Here is a 9,936-nt window from a genome sequence, read left to right on the forward strand (position 1 = left end):
GATGGTTAGCTGCTCTTTAAGGCACAACGGTGACGGAGGACACTATTTTTCACCACAGAGCTCCAGTAGTTCCGTGTTTGTTTAGTGGTCCTCTGCCCTGTTTTCCACTTTCGTACTGCCCGTCGGTTTTTCAACACGAAAACACGAAAGACTTTTATATCCCACGTAAGGGCACGAAAATCACTAAGGCCCATGCCTGGCGCTTAAAACACGAAACAACCTCTCCAATGGCACGAAAACACTAAAGGATTGAACCACGAGGACGGCATGACCCTTATGCTTTATTTTATATGCTTTTTCTAGTGTTTCAAGTTAATTTAGCGAGGTTCGCGCATTCGGGAGGTTGTTTAGTGTTTTGACGTGAAAGCATCTACTTTAGTGTGGTTCGTGCCCCTTACGTGGGATGAAAAAATAATTCGTGTTTTCGTGTTGAAAAACCGGACAAATCAGCGAACCACACGAACAAAGGACAAACGACTACATAACAAACACGGAACCACTGCCCCCTGTGGTGAAAATAGTGTCCTCAGTGCTCTTCGAGGACTAAAAGCCAGAATGAAATTTTAAGGCGAGCAAGCAGGCGCCTCTACTATAAGCACGTAACCACTGGCCCCTGTGGTTAAGGACACTCAAAGACGGCATCAGAGATAAACGAAAATACTTAGCAGATAAAAAATAATAATCCAAAAAAGCACAGGAACCGCATTAAATTTATGCTTTGTACCGGTCTTTGAACGTGACCTCTTCTACCGGCTTTTTGGACGGTTTCGGCTGTCCCGCGGGGTAGCCCGCCGGCACGAGGGCGACGAGCGTATACTTTTCGGGCACGTTAAGCAGCTTTCGCACGTCATCGACGTAGGCCTTTTTATCGCCTGCGACCCAGCAGGTGCCGATGCCCTTCGCGGCGCAAGCATAGATAATGTTCATCGTGGCTGCGGAGCCGTCCTCGAGATAGTACTTCTGGCCCTTTTCGCAGAACACGGCGAAGCAGGCGACGGCATCTTTGATGAATTTTCCATGGTCCGCTGTTTCGCCGAGCTTTTGCAGGAGCGATTTATCTGTAATGCAGCCAATAAGCCAGGGCTGGATGTTTATGGCCGTGGGTGCCAGGCGGGCGCATGCCAGGATATCGTCGATGTCTTTTTGCGGTATAGCCTTTTCCTGGTACTGGCGGATACTTCGGCGGCTCTTGATGATATCAGTAAAGTCCATAATAGTGAATACCGGAAATATACATATTAATCTTCTTAATAAAAAATCACTGGTTCTCGGCCGGCTCGATGAGCGCGTGGTACATGTCCTCGAGCGAGGTCATGGTCTGCCGGGCCTCGTAGACCTCGGTGAACGCGGACGCCTGCCGGATGATGCTCGGTATGTGCAGGAAATCGTCCACCTCGACTAAAAGATAGTCCTCACCCACTTTGATGCGGTTAGCGTAGATCTGGTGCCTCAGTACCGATTCCACCTTTTGAATATTAATAGGGCTGACACGGAGGATGACGCCAGGACGCCCGATCTTCTCGCGAATGGACAGCATGCTCTCGTTCATGAGCGTCATGCCGTCCTTGATGATGGTGACGCTATCGCATACCTGATCTATCAAGTTCATGTTGTTTGCCGTGAGCACGACGGTCTTGTCCCGCGTGGCCTTGAGGGCGTTCATGAACTGCACGCTGAAGCCGGGGTCGAGCTCGGCCAGCGAGCCGTCCATTAGGATGAGGCTGGCGTCGTTGATGAGCGAAACGCCTAATGAGACGCGCCGCTTTATGCCCAGTGACGTATCCCCGACTTTCCTGTCCAGGTCGGCCATGATGTCCAGCATCTCGGCCAGGACATCGATCCGGTACTTCGTCTCTTCCCTGGGCAGCCTGGCGGCCTTTCCCGCGTTTTCCAGGATCTGGCGGGGCGAGCGGTTCTCGGGTATGGCCTGGAGCTCCGGCACGACGCTGATCATGGGGCGCAGCTCGCGAACGTTGTTGATGGATATGCCATCGATCGATATGCTGCCCGAATCGGGCTTAATGAGTAAGGAAAGTATTTTGATGACCGTGCTCTTGCCGCTTCCATTGGGGCCGATGATGGCGTGGACTGCGTTCTTTTCTACGGACATCTCGAAATTATCGAGCGCCTTTTTGGTGCCATAACTCTTAATGACGTTGTGCGCTTCGATCATTCGCCAACCCATTCCCCATTCGACGTTTTACAAGCTTAAATAGCTTCTTTGGATGAGAATATAAAGGTTATGTATCAATCGATTAATGGGTAAAAAGACAAAATTGATAATACCTCGAAGCGTAATTTGTTGAGACTAGAGATGATCGGCAATAAGATCAAGCCCGCGGAGATCCGCGGCACAATGACCGTTAACGAGCTTATCGGTCAAATGGACGGCTGTGCCTTCGGCGCGGGACGCATCTCGAGGGCCTGCGATATTCTCGAAGAGATGCAGGCCGACGACGTGACTAAATTTTTCGGGCTTTCGGGGGCCATGGTGCCGGCGGGCATGCGGAATATCGTATCCGACATGATAAGGGATGGCTATATCGACATTTTAGTTACGACCGGCGCCAACATGGTACACGACATCATCGAGGCGGTCGGCGGATGCCACACGTTCGGCACCGAGACGGCCAACGACTTCGACCTGAGAAGCCAGCACATCAACCGCATTTACGATGTTTATCTCGAGGATTCCTGCTTCGAGGGCCTGGAAAAGAAGCTGCAGGGCGTCTTCGGCGGCCTCGACCAGAGTAAGATATATTCCATCCGCGAATTGCTCACGGAGATCGGCAAGAACCTCGACGATAAGCATTCAATCCTGAGGAGCGCATACGAGTCGGACGTGCCCGTCTACTGCCCTGCCATCCAGGATTCGGTTATTGGCCTGCAAGCCTGGCTCTATAACCAGACGGGCAAGATGCACGTCGACGCCTTCAAGGACATGCGCGAGCTTCTGGACCGGTGCTTTGAGGCCAAACGCACGGGCGCATTACTCATCGGCGGCGGAGTACCCAAGAATTACGTCCTCCAGTGCATGCTGGTCACGCCCCGGGAAGGCTATGACTATGTAATCCAGATCACCATGGACCGTGCAGAGACCGGCGGCCTTTCTGGCGCCACGCTCGAGGAAGCCCGAAGCTGGGGTAAAGTCGGCGAGAACTCGAAGACGGTGCAGGTCTACTGCGACGCGACGATCGCCCTACCGATGATGCTGGCGGCGGTCAACGAGCGAAAGCAGAAAAAGTAATGGTGAGATCGTGTCGGATAATGAATACCTGACGAAGTACGTCGACGGCTTCAAGGCCGGCCTCGCGGAGGCGGCCAGTATGCTCCAGGAGAACGAACATAAAGACTGGGACATCCAGAAATATGCTGCCTTTTACGAAAATAAGTCCAACGGTCTGAAAATCCGGGAAGGCATGGAAAAGGGCTATGACGAAGGCTTAAAGGATGCTTACGCAACAGTCGGCCAGGACCTGCACGATTACGAGTTTAAGGAATACTCGATCGAGGATTACGGGAAGCTTTATGCGAATATCGTTTCGAAGATCGGGGACTGCCTGAACTGCCAGGACATCGGGAGCGACAAGGGCTGCGAGGTGGGCAAGACCATCTGGTGCACGCGGCTGCTGGAAACATTAAAAGAATAATACTTTTTTTCAAGGCCCATATCTTTTATTACCCTTAACGTATGTTTATCGAACGATGAAGTATATGGTCTCGCCGACTCCGGAGGAAGCCCTGGAAGCCCTGAACGAAAGCGTTAGCAACATTAAAAAGAGCATGGTCACCATCGTGGGAGACTGCAGGGTCGACTACAACGGCAGAGCCCGCTCATTCCTCGACTATGGCGAACGCCTCGTCATCGTGAAGGCCGACGGAACGGTAATGGTCCACGGCAACGAGAAGCGCGAGCCTCTGAACTGGCAGCCTCCAGGCACTAAAGTGAAGTATACGATGAGCGAAGGCCTGGCCATTGAAGCGAAACGCACGAGCCCGCCCGAGACCATGCGCATCTACTTCAAGAGTATAGACGCGCTCAGCATCTTTCATCTAAATGACGGTGCCGAGCTCAATATCATCGGCGAGGAATCGGATATCGTCGACAAGCTCGAAGCCGACCCGTCGCTGATCGAGGAGGGCCTGCGGATCATCCGCCGGGAGCAGGCCACAAACTCCGGCTATATCGACCTGCTCTGCGAGGATAAGAATGGGGTTACGGTCGTCGTCGAGGTCAAGCGTTCGGCCATCACGCATAACGCCGTCTATCAGTTAGAGGCCTATTTAGTCGATTTCAAGAAGAAGAACCATCAGTCGAAAGTCCGCGGCATACTCTGTGCCCCGCGGGTATCGGAAATGGCGAAAACGCTCATCGGCGAGAAAGGGCTCGAATACCGCCAGATCGACTACGACTTCGAGCTCAAGGACCGCAAGCAGTCTTCACTCGAAAGCTTTTAATTTATCGGGTTTTTTAATGATTTTTCGGACAGAGGCTTAATATTTATAGCTTATAGGCTTTTATATGGCAGGCCATGGCCGGTTAATGCGTTTTATCTTAGCCCTTTGCTTTGTCTTTATCCTCATGCCACATGTCGCCAATAGCGTATCCGGCTCTTTCTTCAAGAACGGGTATTATCCGCAGCCTTACAGCTACAGCATTGAAACTTTCCCCATGCTGAAGGCCTATACGGCGCCGGGCATCATCGTGACCGAAAGGGATGAGGGCGGATGTATTGTGACCTCCTCCGGGCGTTCCATAAACGTCTCTCTGGCCGAGGCCGATCCCTTCCAGAATTGGCTCCTCGTTGAGGCGGCAGGAGCCCAATGCCTTAATAATAGCTTAATTGACTCCTACCCGGTAAAACACATATTTCAGCTAAAAGCGCTGGAGTCTTCGGTTGTACGATTCAAGCTGATAGACGAGCGGAGCGGGAATACTATAAAGATATTCTCGTTTAGCCTCATAGTCGATGAGCCTGTATCGGGCATCGGATGGCCAAAGTTCAGCAGGGACATCGTGCCATCATTTATATGGCCGATTCAGCCAAAATTTTAAAACAAGCAAAGGGCAGGGATCAGGATGTGATGACCTGCCCGAGCTGGCCGATGAACGTCCTGTTCTCCAGGGCCTCGGCCTCAGCCTTGCTCTCCTTTGCCAGCGAAATGTAATAATTCGCCTGGCTCACGAAATAGTTATACCGGACCGGGTTCTGCTCGGCGAAAGACCGCGAAGCCTGATAGCGGCCTTCCTGGTATGACTGGTTGATGTAGCCGAAGGCCAGAATATCATAATAGGCGGTCTCGTTCCATTTCTCCGAAAGCGCCCTCTCGTCGTCCGTCGAGGCGAAGGACTTCATGCTCAGGAAAGCCGTCCTGGCCTGTTCCATCGATTCGGCGGCCAGGCCAATGTTCGCCGTGGCGTTATCCCAGTACGCCGAATCGTAGTCCTTCCGGCTCTGATTCCATACGATTATCGCGTTATTATAGTTATTGAGGCCGGCGTTAAGCCGGTCGGCATAATTATACTGGCGCTCGATGGTCTGGTTGATCTGGACCGGCTCCGGCGTGGGAGATACCGGCGATTCAGGGGTTTGAGGCCCGATTTCCTTATAGGCGTCCCGGATAAATCCGACGCAGCCCGCGTTCACAACGATAAGCAATAATAATGCCACCGTTAACAGCCTGGCATACTTCAAACTCATCACCTCTCGGCGCAGACAATAAAAGGAGAAGATAGATTTAAAGCTTCCTCTCCCTCAGAATGAAAATAAGGCCGATGGCCAGCAATGAAGCCCAAATGCCGAACCCAGGCGTCGCCGCAGACAGGGGGTTGGCAGCGCGCCAGCTCTTCTCCGTGGCTGTGGCATTGTCGGCAAGTGCGGCCGCCGAATCCGCATGCCGGATGCAGTCCTTGAAGTGGCTCGCAATAAAGTCACTTTCCGACTGGTTGTACATCCTTGTAGCGTTATCGAGCATGGCCTTTGCATCCGGGTTCTGTAACTGGCCGGCGGATGAGATCCTGTTCCGGGCCAGCAGCATCCGGTAGCTTGCCTCGTCGGATTCGGCCTGCTGTGCCAGGCTGGATACTACGTTGGCCGTGATCGTGGCATTATCATAGTCTTCGCTGGTGAACATGATCGTTGCATTTCCAAGTTTTGTCCTGGCGTCATCCAGGATTTTCATCGATGCCGTGCTGGTCATGTTCGACGCGTTATCCAGGGCTGCCTGCGCGTTATCCAGGGCCTCGCGTGCCGTGGCCTTGGACGCTTCCGTCTGATTTGCCTTCAGGGATGCGTAGAACTGCTTCTGGATCGCGTCATCCGCCGCCCCGTTCGCCAGGTTGGCGTTCGTCATGGCCGTCATGAAATCTTCCGCGTCGATGGACTGCCGGGTCATATTCAGGTATCCGTCCGCCCTGGCGATGGCGCTCTTCGTATCGGGATCGGTCGTTCCTCTTATGGTCTTGAGCTTATCGTTAACGGACGCGACGACTTTTTCAACGCCCGTGACGTTGTCGCGATAGTTCTTTTCCGCGATCTTCGCGTCTGTGGTAAGATTAATTGCGGCGTATGAGTCGTTCAGGGCACGGCTATAATCGTTCGTGTTATAGGCGCTCCAGCCATCGTTCAGCAGGCCGGTCGCGTTGTTCACGTCGGCGGTCGCCCGACTGCTCGAATAGCCGCTATTCCGGAAGTCCGAGAGCGACTGGTTCGCGAACTGAAGCTCTTGAAGGGCCTGGGGCTTCAGCGGCGACTCAATGTAGATGGTGCCGGGCTGGACGACCGACTCGTTGATCCAGATGCCCGTATACGAGTTATACCAGTCCAGCGCGACCTTATAGTAGAACGAATGATAGCCCGTAGGCACGCTGCTGTCGCACTGGATCAACAGCTGGCCGGGCGAGGTGACGCTGTTGGACTCGACCTGGACGTAGCCTCCGCCGAAGTCGACCGAAGTGAAAACGCCCTCCGGCATCCAGTCGTAATGGACGCCGACCGAGTAGACGCGCACCGGAAAATTCTCGTTGTTTTTAACCGTTACGTTCGCTGATACGATCTGGCCCTGGTAGAGAACGTCATACGGCATAGTCGCGTTGACGAAGACGTTGACCGCCGCGCTGGCCCCGTCGGCCGAGACGGCGATAAATGCCATGAGGATCATCAGCAGGATGACGGATTTCATGCCCTTCATAGGCTAAAATAATGGCGAGTAAGCTCTTATTTTTTGTGGTTTCGTTCCAGTGGCCGTATTACCGGCATTTCTCCCCATGCGCAGAATGCAATTATCGCTTCTACGTTGCCGTTATTTCGTGTTTTTATACTGTTAGAATCACGAATATAAATCCTTAATTATTTTATCAATGATTTTAAACTTTAATCTTGTAGGGGGAACTGATATGGAAATGAAAAAATTAACCATACTCGTTCTTTCCGTGCTGGCGATCCTGGCACTGGTACTCCCCGTCGCTGCCGCCTGGTGGGGTGGCTGGGGCTGGGGTGGCCGAGGCTGGGGTGGCTGGGGTGGCTGGGGTGGCTGGGGCTGGCCTTCATGGGGCTGGGGCCTGGGCTCCTGGGGCTGGCCTTCATGGGGCGGCTGGTGGTGGTAAGACCACTTACCAGAGCTGAGCCATCCTCGACATTACACGGAAAGATGGAAAAACGAGTTATATGATAGTAGGTGCGAATACACCTACACTTTTTTATTTCGCCAATTTAAAAAGTAGTTGCCCGCTGACCGTTTACCAGCCGCGGGCCTGTATCTTTTCTTCCGTAGGCATTGTGCTTACGCCGATACCTTTCATGGGATTTCCAGCGCCCTTGGAGATCTCTGCCAGCTTCGCAGGGTTGTCGTAGTTGTTGACCGCCTCGACGATGGCTTTTGCCATCTTATCCGGCGTTTCGGACTTGAAGATACCCGAGCCGACGAACACGCCGTCCGCGCCCAGGCGCATCATTAGCGCCGCATCGGCCGGCGTGGCGACACCGCCTGCGGCAAAATTCACGACAGGAATGCGCTGCAGCCTGGCCGTCTCTATGACCAGCTCCGAAGGCGCCTCGATGCTCCGGGCGTACTTGACGAGTTCCTCGTGCGTGAGGCCCTTGAGCTCTCTAATCTGGCCCTGGATCTTCTTCATGTGGTTGACGGCCTCGGATACGTCGCCCGTTCCCGCCTCGCCCTTGGTTCGGATCATGGCCGCCCCCTCGTCGATCCGGCGGAGTGCTTCGCCCAGGTCCCGGGCGCCGCAAACGAAGGGGACGGTGAACTTAGTCTTATCAATGTGATATTTGCTGTCCGCCGGGGTCAGCACCTCGGACTCGTCGACCATGTCGACGCCGATGGCCTCGAGGATCTCGGCCTCCACGAAGTGGCCGATGCGCGCTTTCGCCATGACGGGTATGGTGACAGTGTGGATGATCTCCTCCACAATGGACGGATCGGCCATCCGGGCTACGCCGCCGGCTTTCCTGATATCGGCCGGCACGGCCTGGAGTGCCATGACTGCTACGGCTCCTGCTTCCTCGGCGATGAGCGCCTGATCCTTGTTGGTGACGTCCATGATGACGCCTCCCTTCTGCATCTTCGCGAAACCTCGCTTCAGGAGCGTGGTGCCGTGGCGTAACTCTTCCAGCTTCATGTTTTAACCTTCACTCGTATTATATGGACTATTTTAAAAATGGTTTTAGGTATTTAAATACTGTGGGATATAGGAAAAATCCGTTTGAAGCTCGTGGGGTATCAAGACGTATGGTATTTCAGCATGAATCCCAGGTATAGCATGAGTACGATACCCAGGGGCGGGACGGTGAAAAGCCCGATGAGCGCGGCGAATGAAAGGATGATCACGTACAGGTACTTGACGAAACGGTCGACGATACGGAACGTTTTACCACCCGCAAAGCAAATTCGGCCAATCGTTTAAATACTTGTTAGTATGGTTTATTCGGCTTGCTTATGCGAATTTTTGACTTCTTCAGCCGTTTTCAGGATATTCCGCCAGTGGCTGCCCCGCCAGTAGGCCTTGCCGCACTTCTCGCAGACCCAGAGCGTCTCCTTATCGTTTAACAGGTGCTCGGGCACTTCACTGGACTTTTTAAGCTTTTCCAGGTCCGCTTTTGTGGCCTCACGCAATGTTGCGTTGCAGACGGTGCAGCGTGTCATGTTAGGGTCGGCGTCCAGGCGGTAGCGCTCAATGAGCTTTTCAAGCTGATCCCGCACGTCGTCCGAGCCCACGAGAATGGCATCGGCGCCCGCCTTCTTTGCCCTATCTATTAGCGCCCTGTCCCTGGAGACGAGTATCCGGCGCTCATTTTTTGCGATGTCTATAAGCCTGGTGTCCTCGTCCGACGACGGTTCCAGGTCAAGCGCGCTTTTCGTGTCGTAGCCGAAGATGCGAAGCCAGGCGATGAGCCTGCCGAGCATGCGGTCGACGAGGAATTGATGGGCGGGATGATTCATTTATAGGATATTTCGTTTACAATTAGATATAGCCGGGTACGATTTTCACATTTACGCTATGCAGTCTGACATATCGGTTCCACCACAGAGCTCCAGTAGTTCCATGTTTTTTTTTCGTGGTCCTTTGCCCTGTTTTCCACTTTAGTACTGCTCGTCGGTTTTTCAACACGAAAACACTAATTCTTTTATATCCCACGTAAGGGCACGAAAATCACTAAGTTCCATGCCTGGCGCTTAAAACACTAAACAACCTCCCGAATGAACACCAAACCACTAAAAGATTGAAACACGAGGACGGCATGATCCTTATACTTTATTTAATATGCTTTTTCTAGTGTTTCTATTAATTTAGTGAGGTCCGTGCTTTTGGGAGGTTGTTTGGTGTTTTGATGTGAAAGCATCCACTTTAGTGTGGTTCGTGCCCCTTACGTGGGACTAGAAAAGTCTTTCGTGTTTTCGTGTTGAAATACCGGACAAATC

The 9,936-nt window shown here is 53.0% G+C and carries 11 protein-coding genes; 5 read left to right on the forward strand and 6 right to left on the reverse strand.

The genetic code is table 11. The features are described 5' to 3' along the window. Positions 1–711 precede the first annotated feature (711 nt). Together VMC84_RS06665 and VMC84_RS06670 are read right to left on the reverse strand one after the other, a co-directional pair. Entirely contained in the window at positions 712–1,212 is a 501-nt protein-coding gene (locus VMC84_RS06665) for a nitroreductase family protein (protein ID WP_325379201.1), read from the reverse strand. Positions 1,213–1,258: 46 nt separating this feature from the next. Beyond that, entirely contained in the window at positions 1,259–2,185 is a 927-nt protein-coding gene (locus VMC84_RS06670) for an ABC transporter ATP-binding protein (protein WP_325379202.1), read from the reverse strand. Between the two features lie 129 nt (positions 2,186–2,314). Here VMC84_RS06670 and VMC84_RS06675 point away from each other — a divergent pair, with 129 nt between their 5' ends. From VMC84_RS06675 to VMC84_RS06690, 4 genes are all read left to right on the forward strand, one after another. Next, positions 2,315–3,247, forward strand: a complete 933-nt coding sequence (locus tag VMC84_RS06675; RefSeq protein WP_349256750.1) for a deoxyhypusine synthase — start codon at positions 2,315–2,317, stop codon at positions 3,245–3,247. A gap of 10 nt (positions 3,248–3,257) precedes the next feature. Next, positions 3,258–3,650 carry a hypothetical protein gene (locus VMC84_RS06680; RefSeq protein ID WP_325379204.1) on the forward strand — a complete coding sequence of 131 codons (393 nt, stop codon included), beginning with the start codon at positions 3,258–3,260 and terminating at the stop codon, positions 3,648–3,650. Between the two features lie 55 nt (positions 3,651–3,705). Beyond that, a complete protein-coding gene (gene nucS, locus VMC84_RS06685; RefSeq protein WP_325379205.1) occupies positions 3,706–4,458 on the forward strand; it encodes an endonuclease NucS in 753 nt (250 codons plus the stop codon). 124 nt (positions 4,459–4,582) lie between these two features. Beyond that, positions 4,583–5,056 carry a hypothetical protein gene (locus VMC84_RS06690; RefSeq protein WP_325379206.1) on the forward strand — a complete coding sequence of 158 codons (474 nt, stop codon included), beginning with the start codon at positions 4,583–4,585 and terminating at the stop codon, positions 5,054–5,056. A gap of 19 nt (positions 5,057–5,075) precedes the next feature. On the opposite strand, the gene VMC84_RS06695 is transcribed toward VMC84_RS06690, so the two are convergent. Next, the gene (locus VMC84_RS06695; protein ID WP_325379207.1) at positions 5,076–5,702 is read right to left on the reverse strand and encodes a hypothetical protein; all 627 of its coding nucleotides are present in this window, start codon (positions 5,700–5,702) and stop codon (positions 5,076–5,078) included. 37 nt (positions 5,703–5,739) lie between these two features. Then, positions 5,740–7,191 (reverse strand): hypothetical protein, encoded by a 1,452-nt coding sequence (locus VMC84_RS06700; protein ID WP_325379208.1) that lies wholly within the window; start codon positions 7,189–7,191, stop codon positions 5,740–5,742. A gap of 205 nt (positions 7,192–7,396) precedes the next feature. On the opposite strand from VMC84_RS06700, the gene VMC84_RS06705 reads away from it, so the two are divergent. After that, positions 7,397–7,606 (forward strand): hypothetical protein, encoded by a 210-nt coding sequence (locus tag VMC84_RS06705; protein WP_325379209.1) that lies wholly within the window; start codon positions 7,397–7,399, stop codon positions 7,604–7,606. 132 nt (positions 7,607–7,738) lie between these two features. Here VMC84_RS06705 and pdxS read toward each other — a convergent pair whose 3' ends face one another. After that, positions 7,739–8,635: a pyridoxal 5'-phosphate synthase lyase subunit PdxS gene (gene pdxS / locus VMC84_RS06710; protein ID WP_325379210.1), complete on the reverse strand. Its 897-nt coding sequence runs from the start codon at positions 8,633–8,635 to the stop codon at positions 7,739–7,741. Between the two features lie 302 nt (positions 8,636–8,937). Continuing rightward, on the reverse strand, positions 8,938–9,456 hold the full coding sequence (locus VMC84_RS06715) for a Mut7-C RNAse domain-containing protein (RefSeq protein ID WP_325379211.1): 519 nt from the start codon (positions 9,454–9,456) through the stop codon (positions 8,938–8,940). Positions 9,457–9,936: the final 480 nt, after the last annotated feature.

It is taken from the genome of Methanocella sp. (genome assembly GCF_035506375.1).
Classification (GTDB): Archaea; Halobacteriota; Methanocellia; order Methanocellales; family Methanocellaceae; genus Methanocella.